Here is a 17,559-nt window from a genome sequence, read left to right as displayed (position 1 = left end):
TTATCCCCTTTGGGAACGCAAAAACCGGCCCGACTTGTTTCGGGCCGGTCTTAAAGGCGAGCGCCTTATTAGGAGCGTTTATCGTCGTCCAAGTCTTCGAAATCGGCATCCATGATGTCGTCATCACCCTTGCTACCAGCTTCGTCGACCCCAGAAGGCTCTTCTTGGGCTTCTTCTTGGCTAGACTTGTAGATTGCCTCGCCCAGTTTCATCGAAGCTTCAGTAACGTTCTGAACCCCAGATTTGATTTTCTCGGCATTGTCAGTCTCAAGATCATCTTGCAACGCTGCAATGGAGAGTTCGATAGCTTCGATCGTTGTTGGATCGACTTTATCTTTGTGCTCTTCCATGGCTTTTTCGGTGCTGTGGATCAAGCTTTCGGCTTGGTTCCGTGCTTCGATAAGCTCTTTGCGCTCTTTGTCAGAATCCGCGTTCTCTTCAGCGTCTTTCACCATTGCTTCGATATCCTCGTCTGAGAGGCCACCCGAAGCTTGGATGGTGATTTTGTGCTCTTTGCCAGTGCCTTTGTCTTTGGCGCCCACTTCAACGATACCGTTGGCATCGATGTCGAAGGTCACTTCGATCTGGGGCAGGCCACGTGGCGCTGGTGGAATGTTCTCTAGGTTAAACTGGCCGAGGATTTTGTTGTCCGCTGCCAATTCGCGCTCGCCTTGGAACACCCGCAACGTCACAGCGTTTTGGTTGTCTTCGGCAGTCGAGAAGATTTGCGATTTCTTGGTTGGGATCGTTGTGTTGCGATCGATCAAGCGTGTGAACACGCCACCAAGTGTTTCGATACCAAGCGACAGAGGCGTCACGTCCAAGAGTACAACGTCTTTGACGTCGCCCTGAAGAACACCCGCTTGAATTGCAGCGCCCATGGCCACAACTTCGTCTGGGTTCACACCTTTGTTTGGCTCTTTGCCAAAGAACTTGGACACTTCTTCGATGACTTTTGGCATACGAGTCATACCGCCAACGAGAACGATCTCGTCGATGTCACCAGTCGAGAGGCCAGCGTCTTTGAGAGCATCTTTACAAGGCTTCAAGGAAGCTTTGATCAAATCGCCTACAAGGCTTTCCAATTTCGCGCGTGTCAGTTTGAGCACGAGGTGAAGAGGTTGGCCGGATTTTGGATCCATCGAAATGAACGGTTGGTTGATCTCAGTTTGGCTCGCGGAGGAAAGCTCGATTTTTGCTTTCTCGGCAGCTTCTTTGAGACGTTGCAACGCCATCTTGTCTTTGGTCAGGTCAACGCCGTTCTCTTTTTTGAACTCACCCGCGAGGTAAGTCACGATACGCATGTCGAAGTCTTCCCCACCAAGGAAAGTATCGCCATTTGTGGATTTTACTTCAAAGAGGCCATCGTCAATTTCTAGGATGGTAACGTCGAATGTACCGCCACCAAGGTCATAGACCGCGATGGTTTGTGTTTCTTTTTTGTCCAGACCATAGGCCAGCGCCGCAGCGGTTGGCTCGTTGATGATCCGCAGCACTTCAAGACCAGCGATTTTACCAGCGTCTTTTGTGGCTTGGCGCTGTGCATCGTTGAAGTACGCGGGAACGGTGATAACCGCCTGTGTCACTTCTTCACCAAGATAGCTCTCGGCGGTTTCTTTCATTTTTTGAAGGATGAAAGCGGAGATTTGGCTAGGTGAGTATTTGTCACCCTTAACTTTGACCCAAGCGTCACCATTGCCACCGTCGATCACGTCGAAGGGCAGGTTCGCTTTGTCTTTGGCCAAATGCTTGTCATCAGCGCGACGGCCAACAAGGCGCTTCACACCAAAAATTGTGTTCTCTGGATTGGTGACGGCTTGTCTTTTTGCGGGCTGGCCCACCAGACGTTCATCGTCGGAAAACGCAACGATCGAAGGCGTTGTGCGTGCACCTTCTGCGTTTTCAATTACACGTGGTTGCGATCCATCCATGATGGCGACGCAAGAGTTTGTAGTTCCAAGGTCAATGCCGATGACTTTAGCCATATTGTAGTACCCCTTTTGAGTTAGGCGATGTTGCGGAACGCGGACCCATGCTAGGCATCTCGGCTCCGATTCAATTGGTAACCAGAGTTGCCCCTGATCAAGCTTCTTTGGGTATATAGGGCTGGGTCCTTAGGCCTGCAAGCCGTTGAACCCAAAAGCAGCGAGTTTTTTGTGGAAAAAAACGAGTCATGCCACCTTTTTCAACGGACAATTCTCTAAATTTTTAGCGAACGATGGTGACGGAGGGGTGACTATCTACCAGCGCTCCAACTGATCGACGCATGTTTGCGCGTATAGAACTCTCCCATCAACCCAATCATCGTGAGGGCTATGGTGACTTTGACTGGGTAACTGATGGAACTCACCGTCGCGATGTAATTGATAAACACAAAGCCGCGGCATTGATCGATAACGTGAAAGAGGGGGTTCCAGTCGAAGAGGGAAAGCATCCATCCAGGGAGCGTTTTGGCGAGAAACATTTTGCCGGAGGCGATCATGTTCGCCCGAGCATAGATCGTGGCTGCAAGTCCGATAAAGCCTGGAGCCCAAGGCTTGGCGGCGAGAAACACCATTCCAATTGACACACCAGTCGCCCAGGCCAACAACAACATGGCAAAAGCACCGGCGGGTTGGTTGATCGTGATTGGAGTAATCGCCGTGTGGTATAAAAACAGGACGACACTCACCGACAGAATTTGAATATACAACGCCGCCAAAGCAGACGAGCAAATGGCGACAACAGTGTTCATCGGCGCATGAAGCATCATCGCAGAGGTAGGTCCAGGGGCACCCACAACAGCGCCCATCGCCTTGGTGTGGGTCATGAAAAGGAAAATTCCCGACATGATATACAACAGGAAGTCGCCACGGATGGCGCTTCCTCGCAGGCCTAAAACCGAAAACATCACATAGAATGCAACAACCAACACGACGGTTTGCATCATATTCAATAAGAGGCCGATAAGGGCATTTCCGTGTGATTTCCGAACTTCGCGCACGGTCGAATGGTAAATAAGTTCGAGGATAGCAATGGCTGTGTGAAGGCCTTTGTGTTTTTGCGGTTGTACCTGAAACATATTTTAGCTGTCCTGCCGAGGGCTGTAAGGAATGAATTGCGCTACTATCGCAAGGAATTCTTGCTGTTCCTTTACCATGAGATATTAAGGGGGCGATAAAGAAACACAAGAATACACTGTTTTAGGAGAAACCTCTTGGATTTTGACCACCTTAACCTCGTTTTTCGCCGTCTGGCGCTCGAAGCGGGCGACAAAATTATGGAAATCTACAATTCAGACGATTTTGAGGTTAAAACCAAATCGGACGACAGCCCAGTGACCGAAGCCGACGAAGCGGCGGACGCAATTATTTCCGCAGGTATTCGCGCGGAATTTCCCGATGTGACGCTCGTGACGGAGGAGCAAGCGGACTCCCATGCACAGAAAGCGGACACTTTCATTATTGTGGACCCCCTCGATGGCACAAAAGAATTCGTCCTTCGCCGTGGTGATTTCACGGTAAATATTGCCTATGTTGTTGACGGGAAACCCATTCGCGGCGTTGTCTATGCCCCCGCGAAAAACCGGCTATTCTATACCGGTGCTGATGGGAAATCCGTGGAAGAAACGGGTGACTTCGCCAAGGATAAAGTGGGGCCAACTAAGGCAATATCCGTCTCTAACCCTAACAATTCTGGCTTGATGATCGTTGCCTCCAAATCGCACCGTGATCAGGCGACTGAGGATTACATCAACAAATACGCCATCAAAGACAGCAAGAGCGCGGGGTCGTCGCTTAAGTTCTGTTTGATCGCAACAGGCGAAGCTGACCTTTACCCCCGCGTTGGCCGCACGATGGAGTGGGACACAGCGGCAGGCCATGCTGTTTTGCTCGGCGCAGGGGGCGATGTTGTTCGTTTCGATGACCACACCCCATTGACCTATGGCAAAGCAGAATACGCCAATCCGTTTTTTATTGCCTATGCACCGGGCGTCACGTTGAAAAAGGCTTAAATGAGCACACCCGCCGCAAGCATTATTATCGTCAGCCGCGAGCGCCCCAAGGCTCTCGCGCGCTGTCTTTTGGGGGTTTCTCAACTTAACCACCCAGATTTCGAGGTGATCGTCGTGGCGGACGTGGCTGGGCTGGATGTTGTGGCTGACCTCCCGTTTAGCGCGCAGATTAAGACAGCGTTTTTTGACGAAGCCAATATTTCCCAAGCCCGCAACTTGGGGCTCGCGATGGCCGCCGGAGAGATTGTTGCCTTTATCGATGACGATGCGGTTCCCGAACCGAGTTGGCTGATGCGCCTAACCGAACCATTCGGGGATCCAAATGTGGCCGCCGCCGGAGGCTATGTTCGGGCGCGCAACGGCATTTCGTTTCAGTGGCGCGCGAGCAGTGTTGATACCGCTGGGCGCACGCGCCCTCTGCGGGTCCCAAGTCGGAACCCTATGGTTTTTTCTCCGCCCGAGTGTCAGGCCGTAAAAACCGAGGGTACAAACTGTGCGTTTCGGCGAGATATATTGATGAAAATGGGCGGGTTTGACCCTGTTTTTGCGTTCTACCTGGATGAAACTGACGTGAATATGCGCTTGGCTATTGCGGGTCGATCCACGGCAATCGTTCCACTTGCGCAGGTCCACCATGGGTACCTTCCTTCCAAGCGTCGCAATAGCGAGCGGGTGCCGAAATCTCTGTTCGATATTGGCCGGTCGATTGCGCTGTTTCATCGCAAATATGCCGATCAAGTTGATGCGCAAATGGCGTGGCGTGTGGAGCGTATTGAGCAACGAAAGCGTCTCCTTCGGTTTATGCAAAGCGGCGCGCTAGAGCCAAGTGATGTGCTTGGCTTGATGCGGTCTTTGGAGGCGGGGCATCAATCCGGTTCGAATGCAAAACTGATTTCGCTTCCGGAATTGCCGACCAACGGCGCGGTTTTCGAAAAATTCATGCAGACCCCGTATAACCATCACGTGCTTTCGGGTCGTATTTGGCAAAGAAAACGCCTCCGTAAACAAGCAAAAATTCTTGTATCGGCCAAGAATAGGGTCACATTGGTGGTTCTCAGTCCAACTTCCCTTTTCCACCGTATTACCTTTACCGAAGACGGGTTTTGGGAGCAAAACGGAGGGATTTTCGGCAAGTCGAACCGAAACCAGCCGTACTTCCAAATTTATGGTTTTCGCAGTCGGGTTAGGGACGAGGTAGCGCGCAGCAATCAGTTTCGCGCTTTTTGAGTGACATATATTCCGAGTGGGGAATTTGTGGGTCCTATGGATGCAAAACTGTGTTATCACGCCCCGAATGATGTAGAGGTACATTCCTTTTTTACTTTTAAGCGGTTAAAGTAAGGCCAGCTCGTTTGGCATGAGTGACTGTTTAAAACAATTTTCTGAGTTGAATATGAAACGTAAAGTTACAAAAGCAATCTTCCCTGTAGCAGGACTGGGGACACGGTTTCTTCCGGCGACGAAATCGGTGCCAAAGGAGATCATGACTTTGGTCGACCGTCCGCTGATCCAATATGCAATTGATGAAGCACGTGCTGCGGGGATTAAAGAGTTTATTTTTGTGACGTCGCGCGGCAAAGGCGCTCTGGAAGACTATTTCGACCACGCTCCGCAGCTCGAAAATGAATTGCGCAAGAAGGGCAAAGACGAACTTCTTGAGGTGCTAAAAGACACTAACATGGAGAGCGGCGCGATTGCCTACATCCGTCAACACAAGTCGATGGGGCTTGGACATGCTGTTTGGTGCGCGCGTCGCCTTGTGTCGAACGAGCCTATTGCGGTCATTCTTCCCGACGATGTTATCGCCGCCGAAACCCCTTGTTTGCAGCAGATGGTCGAGGCCTACGAAGAAACGGGCGGATGCATGGTTGCGGCTATGGAGGTACCGCCGGAGAAAACGTCGTCTTATGGGATTTTGGACATATTGGATGACAAAGGTCAGCTCGTTTCGGCTAAGGGGATGGTGGAAAAACCCCCTCTAGGAGAAGAGCCGTCAAACCTTGCCGTTATTGGGCGTTATATTATCACCCCAGATGTTTTGCGAACTTTGAACAAGATGAAGCAGGGTGCGGGCGGTGAAGTGCAACTTACGGACGCGATCGCCGAAGAAATCACCCATGGGCGAGATGTCCATGGGTTTCGCTTCAAGGGGGAGCGATTTGATTGCGGCTCTAAAGCAGGGTTTCTGCAAGCTACGGTCGCGTTCGGTCTTGCCCGCGAAGATTTGCGCGATGAATTGTTGGCCTACATTACGTCGATGATGGCCCGTCGCAAAGCTGCTCAGTTAGGGGCGGTTGGATGACAAATGTTTTGGTCACGGGCGGTGCTGGCTATATTGGCTCGCACGCGTGCAAAGCATTGAAAGCCGCAGGCTATAATCCCGTAACCTTTGATAATCTGTGCACGGGGTGGGAAGACGCCGTTAAATTCGGGCCATTTGAACGCGGAGAATTGACGGATAGGGCCGCGTTAGACAGTGTTTTCGCGCGCTATAACCCCATTGCCGTCATGCATTTCGCCGCGCTTTCTCAAGTTGGCGAGAGCATGTCTGACCCTGGAAAATATTGGCACAACAATGTCGCGGGCAGCTTGGTATTGATCGAAGCGACAGTCGCGGCAGGCTGCAAGAATTTCGTATTTTCATCCACCTGCGCAACCTACGGCGAGCAAGACGACGTAACTCTCGATGAAAATTGCCCGCAAGTCCCGATTAATGCGTATGGCGCGAGTAAACGAGCAATTGAAGATATTCTTGCTAACTTCGGGGCAAGTTACGGGTTGAACCATGTCATTTTCCGCTATTTCAATGTTGCAGGGGCGGACCCCGAGGGCGAAGTTGGGGAGTTCCATCAGCCAGAGACACACCTCGTACCGCTGATGCTCGATGCGATCGACGGAAAGCGGGACGCTTTGACTGTTTTTGGGACTGATTATGATACGCCGGACGGCACCTGCATTCGCGATTACGTTCACGTTTGCGACCTTGTTGACGCGCATGTTTTGGGTCTTAAGTGGCTGGAAGAAGAAAAGGGTAATCGCGTTTTCAATCTTGGAACGGGTGTGGGATTTTCTGTGCGGGAGGTGATCTCGAACTCAAAAATGGTCACCAATCGCGAAGTCCCTTTTTTCGAGGGACCGCGACGGGCGGGGGACTGCACGAAGCTTGTTTCTGGCAGTGTTAGAGCCGAAAAAGAACTTGGATGGACCCCGACGAGGTCAACTTTGGAGGCGATGATTACTGATGCTTGGCGTTGGCACCAAAACGGACACTACACGAAATAATCCTCCTGCAAGATTGCTCGACTTATCTCGTCTCGTGAGCCGTGTAGGGCGTGGGCCACTGACAGGGGTGGATCGTGTCGAAATGGCCTATTTGCATGCATTATTGCGTGATCCGATACCGCTCTTTTCCCTCATACGAATTTCGGGTGGCTTTACCCTCCTAAGCGAGGAGGGCACGCTTGAACTTCTCTCTCGGATGACTGGAAAAACGCCTTGGGGGCGGCACGATCTAAAGAGTGTGTTTCGGTTCAAACAAAGCCCTATTCAGCTGCGCGTGCAGTCAGATTGTCGACGCTTGGCCGTCGCATCCGCCAAGGACGTGCGCCGTTTGGTCGATGTTTTACCGCGTGGGTTTTCCTATTTGAATGTGGGGCACAGCAACATCAGTGATGTGGTGTTTCGCGCTATACAAGCAAACGGCGGACAAATTTCTGTACTCGTTCACGATACAATTCCTTTGGATTATCCAGAATTTCAAAGGGATGGTAGTGTTGAGAAATTCAAACAAAAAATGTCCCGCGTGTCGTTGTTTGCCGACCTCGTGATTTTTAATTCCGAGCAAAGCAAATTGGACGCGACACGCCATTTTTCAAAAATGGGTAGAGTGCCTAAATCTATCGTAGCGCATTTGGGGCTTACGACACCCACGCCACCAGAGGGCGCGCTTCCGCCGGAAATCGACCCCAATAAGGGATATTTCGTGACGGTTGGCACCATTGAGCCTAGAAAAAACCACGCCCTACTGCTGGACATATGGGAAGGGTTGGAAAATAAAACGAATTCGCCGCAATTGGTCATTATCGGGGCGCGCGGCTGGAAAAACGAAGCAGTGTTCAAACGACTGGATTTAAAGCCGAGAAACGTGGTCGAGTTTAATAATTTGTCGGATCGGGCCGTTGCCCAGATTGTGGAGCGGTCAGCGGGCATGCTCTTCCCCTCCATTGCTGAAGGCTATGGGCTTCCTCCAGCGGAGGCCATTCTTCAGCAAACCCCCGTTATTTGCGGAGATTTGCCGGTCTATCGCGAGTTTTTGGGTGATATACCCATTTACGCAGACACTTCAGATCGTTATTTATGGGAGCTAGCGATACAAAAACTTGCGCGTAGAAAGCGAGAAAAAACAGCGTTACAATTTGATCTAAAAAAAATGCCCACATGGGAGGCGCATTTCAATAAGGTCTTAAAGGTCGCGTGATATTGATTTGCAGGTAAGACAAACACTTGTGATGTTTTGGGGAACGTATTGGGCATAGCTACATCATATCGATTGCGTGTTGAGCGCAAAAGGTGGCGCTTGAGGGCGATGCGCAAAAAGAACGAACTGCGCAGTGTTGTGGATCGCACCGCGCTCATAAAACCTGGCGATATCCTGTCTTTCTCGACAATACGAAACGAGAAAATCCGCCTGCCCTATTTTTTGCGTTATTACAGAAACATGGGTGTGAACCATTTTTTCTTTGTTGATAACGACAGCGATGATGGATCCCGTGAGTTTCTTGCCGATCAGCCGGACGTTTCGGTATGGACCACAAAGCACAGTTACAAACGGTCGCGTTTTGGCGTTGATTGGCTGAATCATCTACAAATGAAATACGCGCACGGCCATTGGAGTCTTGTGGTCGATGTTGATGAGTTTCTAGTTTTCCCATTTTGCGATTCCCGCTCCATAAGTGCCCTTACGGATTGGCTTGACGCATCCTCGGTGAAGAGTTTTTCCGCAACGTTGCTAGACATGTATCCTAAGGGACGCATCGACGCCGTTCCGTATCGCTCTGGTCAAGACCCGTTTGAAATTGCGAGCTGGTTTGACAGTGGGAATTACACCTACAAAAAGAACAGCCAGTATGGAAACCTGTGGATTCAGGGGGGGCCGAGGGCACGGTGTTTCTTCCCCGATGCGCCGGAACGCGCGCCTGCGTTAAATAAAATTCCTCTTGTGAAATGGGACAAGAAATACGCCTACAAAAGCAGTAGTCACATGCTTTTGCCGCGCGGGCTAAACCTCGTTTACGACGAATGGGGTGGGGAGAAGGCGAGCGGTTGCCTGATGCACGCGAAGTTCTTGGACACGTTTGGCTCGAAGGCGAGCGAAGAACTTCAGCGCAAACAGCATTACGCCAATAGTCATGAGTACAAAGCTTACGCCGCCAATCTAGCGAAAGATCCCGACCTTTGGTGCAAATGGAGTGAGAAATTCATCAACTGGAGGCAGCTCGAAATTTTGGGTTTGATGTCGAAGGGGAACTGGGCATGAGCGTTGGCATTGTCATGCTTGTTCACGACGACCTGCACCGCGCAGCCCAACTTGCTCGCCATTGGCAGGCCAGCGATTGTCCCGTCGTTATTCACGTTGATAAGTCGGTCGGACAGGAGGGCTATAAGAGTCTCGTGCGGGCTTTGGCGGACCTTGAAGACGTTATGTTTTGTGAACGACATCGGTGCGAATGGGGGCGGTGGTCGTTGGTTGCTGCGTCCCAAACCGCGTCGGAAATGATGCTCGCGAATTTTCCGGAAGTTCGCCATGTATATCTTGCGTCTGGATCATGCCTCCCACTTCGGCCCGTAAGTGAGTTGGTAGACTATTTAAAAGAGCGACCGCGAACGGATTTCATCGAAAGCGCAACCACTGACGATGTCCCATGGACCGTCGGCGGGTTGGATAAAGAGCGGTTTACCCTGCGGTTTCCCTTCTCTTGGAAACACAATCGTCGCGCCTTTGATAAGTACGTTAAGATTCAGCGGCTCCTAAGGTTCAAACGCCGTGTTCCCCTCGGGTTGGTACCACATATGGGGTCTCAGTGGTGGTGCCTAACACGTCAGACACTCTCAGCAATTTTGGAAGATCCAGATCGTGAAAAATATGATCGCTACTTTAAACGGGTTTGGATTCCGGACGAAAGTTACTATCAGACGCTTGCACGTATTTATTCATCTAATATTGAAAGCCGGTCTCTCACACTTTCTAAGTTTGATTTTCAGGGCAAGCCACACATTTTTTATGACGATCACCTACAGCTTTTGCGCCGCTCTGATTGTTTTGTGGCACGGAAAATATGGGCAAAGGCGAACAAGCTTTATGACGCGCTCCTCACGGATTCAGAACATGCGATGAAGGTCGCCGAACCAAACCCAGGTAAAATTGACCGTATTTTCTCCAAAGCAGTGGAGCGTCGCACGCAGGGGCGTGCCGGCCTTGTGATGCAAAGTCGACTTCCAAACGAGGGCTGGGAAAACGGTGTCACTGCAGCCCAATATACTATTTTGGAGGGGTTTTCGGACCTCTTTCTGGACTTTGAGGATTGGATGGCGCGGGCGACTGGTGCGCGTGTCCACGGGCACCTTTTCGGACCTGAACGCGTTGAATATGCGGGGCGCGAGAGAGCCTTTGCGGGATGCCTCTCTGATAGTGCAGAGCTTCGGGATTACGCGCCAGCAGATTTTCTGCGAAACCTGCTTTGGAATACACGGGGTGAACGGCAGGTTTTTCAATTCGGCCCGCGCGATTCTCAGGACATCAGTTGGTTCCTTGCCCGTGACCCAAACGCGAGTGTTACCGTGATTTCCGGAGCATGGTCGGTGCCCTTGTTTAACTCGAATCTGAACTTTTCTGAAATCCGCAAAGTCTCTGCGGAGCAACAGAAAATTGAGGCCGATCATTTGGATATTCTGCGGTCATATTACACGAAGGCGCGCGTTCATATCTATACGATGGCGGATTTTATTCAGTCACCCATGGAGCCGTTGCAAATGATCATTGATGACATAGGATCGCGCTCAAACCGGCGCCTTACAGAGGCGCCACGTATGGTCGATTTGACTGGATTTAGCCAGTTCTTGCAAAACTTGAAAAACCAGGGGATGCACCCCTATTTGATGGGGGATTTCCCCTCTGGGAATGATCCTCGCCATAGCGCTGCGGCCACGCGCAAGCCTTACCTGGTGAAATAGAGCCTTATGAATAGCAATTTTGACTATTTCGTTGTCTTGGCGGAAATGCGAACTGGGTCGAATTTCCTAGAGACGAACATCAATGCCTATGACGGCCTTACCTGTGTTGGCGAGGCCTTCAATCCGCATTTTATCGGGTACCCGAACAGGGATGAGCTGCTCGGTATGTCCCTCGCTGAGCGTGAGCGGGATCCATTAGGGCTTCTCCATAAAATCGTCGACGCCCCCGGTCTGGCGGGGTTTAGGTTTTTCCACGACCATGATCCACGGGTTATCGATCCAATCTTGCAGGACCAAAAATGTGCAAAGATCATTCTGACGCGCAATCCGGTGGAAAGTTACATCAGTTGGAAAATTGCCAAGGCCACAGGTCAGTGGAAACTCACGAATGTCACCCATCACAAAACGGCCAAGATAAAATTTGATGCCACTGACTTTACAGTCTTCCTCGGTCGACTGAAAAGTTTTCAACTGCGCATACTTCATGCACTTCAGGCAACTGGCCAGACAGCGTTTTATATTGGATATGAAGATATTCGTGATTTGGATGTCATAAATGGGTTGGCTAAGTTTCTGGGCATTAAACAGGAATTGGCAGGGCTTTCTAAAAACTTGAAAAAGCAGAACCCGAGCCCACTGCTGGAAAAAGTCTCTAATCCAAGAGAAATGGAATGCGCGCTGCAATCGGCGGATCATTTCGGACTTTCGCGCACCCCAAACTTTGAGCCCATTCGCGGTGCGAGCGTGAATCGGTATGTCATAGCGAATGGTATTCCGCTTCTCTTTATGCCGATGCCATCTGGGCCCAATACGCGGGTCAGAAATTGGCTCACAGAGCTTGGGAACGGGGTTTTGGAAGAGAAATTTACCCAAAAGGGCCTTCGCCAGTGGAAGCGCGAAAACGTGGGTCATCGTAGTTTTACGGTTTTGCGCCATCCCGTAGCCCGAGCGCACGCAGCGTTTTGTCGGACGATTTTAAACTCGGGGCCCGGTTCGTTTCCGCAAATTCGAAAAACACTGAAGCGTGTCCACAATGTGCCTATTCCGGATGATATCAATGCGCCCGCATATAACCGAAACGAACACAGGGCGGCCTTCTTAAGTTTTCTTAAGTTTTTGAAGGCAAATCTCTCTGGGCAAACGGCTCTCCGCAATGACATGGCGTGGTCAAGTCAGGCGTCGATTGTTCAGGGTTTCGGAGTTTTTGCGGCACCTGATATGGTGTTGCGCGAAGACACATTGGAAACGGATTTAGAGTTCCTTGCATTCAGAGTTGGCGTCGAAAACCCTGAATGCAACCCAGAAAGGGAGGATTCTCCCTATTCGTTGGACGATATCTATGATTCAGAAATCGAAACCGCTGCGCAGGAGGCCTATCAGCGCGACTATATGACGTTTGGGTTTTCAGCTTGGCGCGACTAAGCCGCGCGAGCGGGCTGAAGCTCGGTCAAAACGGCATGCAGCGTGGCCGGATCGTCATTTGCGCGCAATTTCTCGCAAATTTTTGCATCACGCATCGTCCGCGAAACAAGCGCCAACGCCTTAAGGTGTTCAACACCCGAGTCGATTGGCGCAAAGAGAGCGAAAACCAAATCAACAGGCTGCCGGTCGACTGAGTCAAAATCGAGGCGACGATCGAGGCGCAAGAAAACCCCTACAACCGAATCCAGACCCCTTAGGCGAGCATGTGGAAGGGCGACGCCGTGTCCAACTCCTGTTGGTCCAAGACTTTCCCGTTCCTGCAACGCATCAACCGCTTCGTTTGCGGGGAAGGCATAGATAGAATGCCCAACCTCTCCCAACTCTTGGAAGAGGCGTTTTTTGCTAGTAACATTTGCGATTACTTTCACCGCTTCAGGCTTAAGTATTCTTGATAAATCCATTTTTGTCACTTCTGCTCGGGACGTCGTCTAGGTGATTTCCTAGCTCGTTGTTGTGGGGTCTATCCAGCCTACGTTACCATCTTCTCGCCGATAAACCACATTTACGCCACTGTTTCCTTCATTTCGAAACACCAGAACGGGAGTTCCCGAAAGTTCCATTTGCATGACCGCCTCCCCTACCGAGAGAGACGCGATTTTCGTCTCCATTTCGGCAATGATCATCGGTTGCAGGTCTTCCGGTTCCAGTTCTTCTGATGCTTCTGATCCGGCGAGGATATACGTGGAAGCTGAGGAAAGTTCAACAGGCTGTGTTCTAACCCGATGATGATCCTTTAAACGACGTTTATAGCGCCGTAATTGCTTCTCTAATTTCTCACCGCATGAATCAAAAGCGGCATAGATTTCATGTGCATGCCCCCTAGCGGTTGCTGTAAGGCCGGTTGAGAGATGTACCGTGGATTCGCAAACATATTCGTTTGCGCTTTTGGAAAATACGATCAGAGCATCGGTCGGACGTTCAGCGTATTTTTTTACAATTTCGCCGATTTCAGATTTGACATGGGTTTGAAGAGCTTCACCGATATCGATTTGTTTTCCACTAATTTGGTACTGCATTTATCCTCCAAGGTTCGAAAATTGGATGCTTCAGCCTAGAATCTAGGCCGTTACGTTCGAGTAAAGAATGGTAGCGTGATGCAAGGTGCGCTATAGGCACTTGTTTTTCGGCTGTATCTTGGCGCCAAAGCCCAAAGGATGGGGGGTTCTTCATACATCCCATACATTGGGCGCTTAATTCGTTTAAGTGTCAATAGGGGTGTGAGGGAGAGCGGCAGCATTCCGCACAAACCCTTGATTCGTTAAGGTTTAGTTAAGAGACGCGGAAGTCTTTCCCGAGGTAAACGCGCCGGACATTATCGTCGCGTACGACGTCATCTGGCGTGCCACTCATCAAAACTTTCCCGTCGTGAAGAATATAGGCGCGGTCAACAATTTCGAGAGTTTCGCGCACATTATGGTCGGTGATGAGCACGCCAATGTTGCGGTCCTTCAACTTACTGACGAGTTCTCGGATTTCCCCAACAGCGATAGGGTCAACGCCGGCAAAGGGTTCGTCCAAAAGGAGAAATTCAGGAGAGGCCGCAAGGCAGCGCGCAATCTCGACACGGCGACGCTCGCCGCCCGACAGCGACAAGGCGGGCGCGCGGCGCAGATGGCCAATAGAGAATTCGTTAAGGAGTTCCTCGAGGCGTTCGCGGCGTTTATGGGAATTTTTGACCGAGATTTCGAGAATCGCGAGAATGTTGTCTTCGACACTGAGCCCCCGAAAAATCGAGTTTTCTTGTGGTAGATAGCCGATCCCCATTTTTGCACGGCGGTACATAGGGAGGAGCGTTATCTCAACCCCGTCGACCATGACTTGGCCGCCTTCTGGCGTCACTAGGCCCGCGATGGAATAGAAACACGTCGTTTTGCCCGATCCATTCGGCCCCAAAAGCGCGATAACTTCGCCCCGCGCAAGCTCCATCGACACATCCCGAATGACGGTTTTGCGGCGGTAACTTTTGCGCAAATTGCGGATCGACAGGCCGTGGTCGCGGCTTTCAGAGGCAAGAGTGAGATTTGGGGGAGTGGCCATACTCTAGTTTTCCGGCTGTAAGATTGTTTTGACGCGGCCAGTCATTTGGGCACGCCCCGTATTGAGATCAACCACCATTTGTGTTGACGACAGCGCGTTATTTCCCTGAGTTAGGATCACATTCCCGCTCATGGTGATTTCTGCATTATCTATCGAATAGACCGCTTCGTCTGCCTCTGCGGCCTCGGGGCCGTTCACCAGTACCACACCGCCGCTTGCAACCATGCGGCTGATTTTTCCGCCAGTTTGATCCGCACCCGTCTTGTATTCCACAACAACTTTGCTCGCGTTCAGGCGCATCTCGCCTTGGCCGATGACCACGTTGCCAACGAATGTGGCGTTGCCCGTCTCTTGATCGACTTCGAGAGCATCGGAAATAACTTCGACGGGAAGGCTCGCGTTGTGTTCATAGCCCCCAAAAGGAATTTGGGTGCCTTGGGCGAAAGTTGAACCAGCAAAGCCAATCAGTAAGAAGATCGCTAGAATAGCGCGCATGTAAATCACCCCGAGTTAACCTTTCGGATCGTATATCAGTTTTACGCCGTCTTTGAAAACCAGAAGATAGTTCTCATTACGTCGAACGAGTTCCATGGATCCAGCGGTGATTTTCCCCCCAGGGCCAACGGCAGAAATCGGCACTGTTGAGGAAAAACGCGCGTCGGATATGGACGCGTCGACTTGCTCGGACCTCACAACATATCCAACTGAACTCACGACACGAACGTTCCCCTCAAGGCGGGCGCTTTGAGTGTCGGTATTTATGACCCCAGTTTCGGACTCAAGAGTAACGATGGCCCCCTCTGGTAACTCGAACTCTGCGTTAAAGCCTTCGGTGGTGATCGTGCTGCGGTCGCCGTTTGGTTGCGGTTTTGCAGAGTTGGCTGAGATTGAGATGGTCGTCCCGTCGCGGGTAATCCCTGAATAGTTGGGGGCCGTGATCCCTTTTTCCCGCGCGAGTTCCTCGACGTTTACTTTCGCGAAAGGGATTGCATTGCCAGGATCAATAGGGCGCGCCAGCAAAAACACGGTCGACAGGAGGGCGAGCGCGAGCAAAGGCAAAGTGATTTTTGCCCAGAAGATGAATATTGAGTATGTATTATTTTTCATTGCTCTTCATCGTGCTCGTTTTTTCCTGCGTTACCACAAGTGATATAGGGAGGAATACACGCTGCGGCCAGTGGCCTAGTGGGAAAAGATGTCTTGATCCGGCCAGCCAGCGAGATCCAAGAGGGCACGTTGCGGTAGAAAATCAAAGCAAGCTTGGGCCAATTCTGCGCGCCCTTCGCGCTCAAGGTTCTTGTTCAATTTGTTGCGCAGGCGATGCAGATACAAAACATCCGAGGCAGCATAGGCGATTTGCGCGTCCGTAAGTTTCGGCGCCCCCCAATCGCTTGATTGCTGTTGTTTGGATACGTCGACGTTCAACAATTCCTGAAGCAGATTTTTAAGGCCGTGACGGTCTGTATATGTACGCACCAGCTTTGAGGCGATTTTTGTACAGTATACTGGTGCTGCCAGAGCGCCAAAGGCGTTGTGCATCGCAGCAATATCAAATCGTCCAAAGTGAAACAGTTTAAGAACGTCTGGGTCGGTCAGAACCTTGCACAGATTTGGTGCTTCGGTTTGGCCCAAGGCGACCTGCACCAAATGCGCGTTTCCGTCGCCCCCTGACAGTTGTACCAAACAAAGACGGTCACGGTGTGGATGCAATCCCATGGCCTCACAATCAATCGCCACCACGGGTCCAAGGTCGAGTCCGTCGGGAAGATCGTTTTGGTATAGGTGATTTGTCATGCTTTCCCGTCCGGTGTTTGCGTGGCGTTGTGGCGACTTAGGAGGATTATCGACCTGTCGGCAAGGGAAAACCAAATGCCGCGGTCTGTCGGGGGTGGTTAGGATTGCTTTGTTTCAGGCATTGCTGATACTTCACAAAGGACGCGTGAATTTACGGAAAGAGATGACATGACGTTCGTGACCCAAGGATTTACAACGTGAGCAGTTTTATTCCCAGCCGTAAAACAGCCCGCGATTTTCGGGACGCACTGGGCCTCTTTGGTACGGGCGTTACGATTGTGACCGTTGCGACTCCGCAAGGGGCCATGGGGATCACGGCAAATAGTTTCGCGTCCGTTTCGCTTGATCCGCCTCTTGTACTGTGGTCGCCAGCCAACGCCTCCAAGCGTGCAGTGCATTTCATTCATGCTGAGCACTACGCCATCCATATTCTCGCCAAGGATCAGCAGGAGTTAAGTGGACGGTTTGCCAAGACCCCACATGCCTTTGAGCCGCACCTATATAGTGAGTGCAAAAATGGCGTGCCCCTCATAGAGGGATGCCTTGCTCGATTTGAGTGTCGGCGCCACGCGATACATGAAGGAGGCGATCATACGATCGTTGTGGGCGAGGTCGAACGTGTGAATGTTGGCGCTGGTGCTCCACTCCTTTTCCATGGCGGGCATTTCGGTACGATCCTCCCCGACGCGTAGCCATTTGGGCAGTTGTAGCTCATTTGCATAGTATGAATCAGTTGAGTCGGGGTCGACTCGTCACTTCAAACCCACGACTCGATTAAAATATGGGGATTGGGGGTGGCTGTGACCCAATTTTCGCGAAGATCACGCAGATTAGCCAGTTTTAGCTCACGCCAGGTATCCGGTAAGTTGTTGTTATAATTTAATTTTCATAATAAAGCATGGTTTTTATGACTTTTTCATAAAAAGGGGTTGCGGGTCTTGGTGGGTGGGACTAGAACCCCTCTACCGGCGGCGCAGAGATGCTCCACTGGGTCACTGGACGGGTCGAGAGGCCAGACGGTG

At 51.2% G+C, this 17,559-nt stretch carries 17 protein-coding genes; 9 read left to right on the top strand and 8 right to left on the bottom strand.

The features are described from left to right. Positions 1–68: 68 nt before the first annotated feature. Complete coding sequence (gene dnaK, locus AB9F26_RS12710) at positions 69–1,985, bottom strand: molecular chaperone DnaK (RefSeq protein WP_039002822.1); 1,917 nt, start codon at positions 1,983–1,985, stop codon at positions 69–71. Positions 1,986–2,236: 251 nt separating this feature from the next. Continuing rightward, the gene (locus tag AB9F26_RS12705; protein ID WP_369755429.1) at positions 2,237–3,061 is read right to left on the bottom strand and encodes an ABC transporter permease; all 825 of its coding nucleotides are present in this window, start codon (positions 3,059–3,061) and stop codon (positions 2,237–2,239) included. Positions 3,062–3,196: 135 nt separating this feature from the next. Here AB9F26_RS12705 and cysQ point away from each other — a divergent pair, with 135 nt between their 5' ends. The 8 genes from cysQ to AB9F26_RS12665 all read left to right on the top strand — a co-directional run bounded on the left by cysQ (position 3,197) and on the right by AB9F26_RS12665 (position 12,646). After that, a complete protein-coding gene (gene cysQ / locus AB9F26_RS12700; protein ID WP_335583885.1) occupies positions 3,197–3,994 on the top strand; it encodes a 3'(2'),5'-bisphosphate nucleotidase CysQ in 798 nt (265 codons plus the stop codon). After that, positions 3,995–5,221: a glycosyltransferase family 2 protein gene (locus AB9F26_RS12695; RefSeq protein WP_335583884.1), complete on the top strand. Its 1,227-nt coding sequence runs from the start codon at positions 3,995–3,997 to the stop codon at positions 5,219–5,221. It abuts the gene before it with no gap. Positions 5,222–5,387: 166 nt separating this feature from the next. Continuing rightward, positions 5,388–6,296, top strand: a complete 909-nt coding sequence (locus AB9F26_RS12690) for a UTP--glucose-1-phosphate uridylyltransferase (protein ID WP_335583883.1) — start codon at positions 5,388–5,390, stop codon at positions 6,294–6,296. Next, positions 6,293–7,276, top strand: a complete 984-nt coding sequence (gene galE, locus AB9F26_RS12685; protein WP_369755432.1) for a UDP-glucose 4-epimerase GalE — start codon at positions 6,293–6,295, stop codon at positions 7,274–7,276. Before AB9F26_RS12690 ends, galE begins: the two co-directional genes overlap by 4 nt. A gap of 82 nt (positions 7,277–7,358) precedes the next feature. Next, positions 7,359–8,471, top strand: coding sequence for a glycosyltransferase family 4 protein (locus tag AB9F26_RS12680; RefSeq protein WP_369768208.1), 1,113 nt, complete (start codon positions 7,359–7,361; stop codon positions 8,469–8,471). Positions 8,472–8,579: 108 nt separating this feature from the next. Next, positions 8,580–9,530, top strand: coding sequence for a glycosyltransferase family 2 protein (locus AB9F26_RS12675; protein ID WP_369768207.1), 951 nt, complete (start codon positions 8,580–8,582; stop codon positions 9,528–9,530). After that, positions 9,527–11,224 carry a beta-1,6-N-acetylglucosaminyltransferase gene (locus AB9F26_RS12670; RefSeq protein WP_335586929.1) on the top strand — a complete coding sequence of 566 codons (1,698 nt, stop codon included), beginning with the start codon at positions 9,527–9,529 and terminating at the stop codon, positions 11,222–11,224. The genes AB9F26_RS12675 and AB9F26_RS12670 overlap by 4 nt, the downstream gene beginning before the upstream one ends. Before the next feature lie 6 nt (positions 11,225–11,230). Continuing rightward, positions 11,231–12,646: a nodulation protein NodH gene (locus tag AB9F26_RS12665; RefSeq protein ID WP_369768206.1), complete on the top strand. Its 1,416-nt coding sequence runs from the start codon at positions 11,231–11,233 to the stop codon at positions 12,644–12,646. On the opposite strand, the gene AB9F26_RS12660 is transcribed toward AB9F26_RS12665, so the two are convergent. From AB9F26_RS12660 to AB9F26_RS12635, 6 genes are all read right to left on the bottom strand, one after another. Further along, the gene (locus AB9F26_RS12660; protein WP_039002921.1) at positions 12,643–13,107 is read right to left on the bottom strand and encodes a PTS sugar transporter subunit IIA; all 465 of its coding nucleotides are present in this window, start codon (positions 13,105–13,107) and stop codon (positions 12,643–12,645) included. The genes AB9F26_RS12665 and AB9F26_RS12660 overlap by 4 nt on opposite strands. A 39-nt stretch (positions 13,108–13,146) precedes the next feature. Next, positions 13,147–13,722 (bottom strand): ribosome hibernation-promoting factor, HPF/YfiA family, encoded by a 576-nt coding sequence (gene hpf, locus AB9F26_RS12655; RefSeq protein WP_039002812.1) that lies wholly within the window; start codon positions 13,720–13,722, stop codon positions 13,147–13,149. A 253-nt stretch (positions 13,723–13,975) separates the two neighbouring features. Continuing rightward, positions 13,976–14,743, bottom strand: a complete 768-nt coding sequence (gene lptB / locus AB9F26_RS12650; protein ID WP_039002811.1) for an LPS export ABC transporter ATP-binding protein — start codon at positions 14,741–14,743, stop codon at positions 13,976–13,978. Positions 14,744–14,746: 3 nt separating this feature from the next. Next, positions 14,747–15,238, bottom strand: coding sequence for an LptA/OstA family protein (locus tag AB9F26_RS12645; protein WP_335586932.1), 492 nt, complete (start codon positions 15,236–15,238; stop codon positions 14,747–14,749). A 15-nt stretch (positions 15,239–15,253) separates the two neighbouring features. Next, positions 15,254–15,850 carry an LPS export ABC transporter periplasmic protein LptC gene (lptC, locus tag AB9F26_RS12640; protein WP_335586933.1) on the bottom strand — a complete coding sequence of 199 codons (597 nt, stop codon included), beginning with the start codon at positions 15,848–15,850 and terminating at the stop codon, positions 15,254–15,256. Positions 15,851–15,925: 75 nt separating this feature from the next. Continuing rightward, positions 15,926–16,537 carry a ribonuclease D gene (locus tag AB9F26_RS12635; protein ID WP_039002807.1) on the bottom strand — a complete coding sequence of 204 codons (612 nt, stop codon included), beginning with the start codon at positions 16,535–16,537 and terminating at the stop codon, positions 15,926–15,928. A 197-nt stretch (positions 16,538–16,734) separates the two neighbouring features. On the opposite strand from AB9F26_RS12635, the gene AB9F26_RS12630 reads away from it, so the two are divergent. After that, positions 16,735–17,229 (top strand): flavin reductase family protein, encoded by a 495-nt coding sequence (locus AB9F26_RS12630; protein WP_335586935.1) that lies wholly within the window; start codon positions 16,735–16,737, stop codon positions 17,227–17,229. Positions 17,230–17,559 lie beyond the last annotated feature (330 nt).

Origin of the sequence: Falsihalocynthiibacter sp. BN13B15 (genome assembly GCF_041205415.1) — a bacterium.
Taxonomy (GTDB): Bacteria; Pseudomonadota; Alphaproteobacteria; order Rhodobacterales; family Rhodobacteraceae; genus Falsihalocynthiibacter; species Falsihalocynthiibacter arcticus.
Note: the sequence above shows the minus strand (reverse complement) of the source record. Positions and strands in the feature narration are given on the sequence as shown.